Below are 693 nucleotides of genomic sequence, written 5' to 3'. Positions count from 1 at the left end.
AAGCGGTGGCACAACAGCTTACACTTATTCAAAAGATGGTTTGACTTTCCAAAGTAGTAATGTATTTTCAGCTCTTTCGGCAGGTAATTATACCTTAACGGTGAAAGATGAGAATGGTTGTACGGCAACGGCAAGTACAACCTTGACCGAACCGAATTTATTGACTTTGACAGCTACCCCAACGAATTTGACTTGTCAAGCAAACAGCACGGGTAGCATTAGTTTATTGGCAAGCGGTGGCACAACGGCCTATACTTTTTCAAAAGATGGCTCGACTTTCCAAAGTAGTAATGTATTTTCAAGCCTTTCGGCAGGGAATTATATCTTAACGGTCAAAGATGCCAATGGCTGTACAGCTACGGCAAGTACCACGTTGACTGAACCGAATCTATTGACGCTGACTGCCACCCCAACGAATTTGACCTGTCAAGCAAACAGCACCGGTAGCATTAGTTTATCGGCGAGCGGTGGCACAATGGCATATACTTATTCAAAAGATGGTTTGACTTTCCAAAGTAGTAATGTATTTTCAGCATTAAGTGCAGGCAATTATACTTTAACGGTGAAAGATGCCAATGGCTGTACGGCAACGGCAAGTACCACTTTGACTGAGCCAGAATTATTGACTTTGACAGCTACCCCAACGAATTTGACCTGTCAATCAAACAGCACGGGTAGCATTAGTTTATCGGC

Annotated in this window: 1 pseudogene; it reads left to right on the top strand. The window is 43.1% G+C overall.

Annotated elements, in window-relative coordinates:
* Positions 1–693, top strand: a pseudogene (locus tag ABR854_RS25770) (hypothetical protein); the annotation flags it as partial.

It is taken from the genome of Emticicia sp. W12TSBA100-4 (genome assembly GCF_040253585.1).
Taxonomy (GTDB): domain Bacteria; phylum Bacteroidota; class Bacteroidia; order Cytophagales; family Spirosomataceae; genus Emticicia.
Note: the sequence above shows the minus strand (reverse complement) of the source record. Positions and strands in the feature narration are given on the sequence as shown.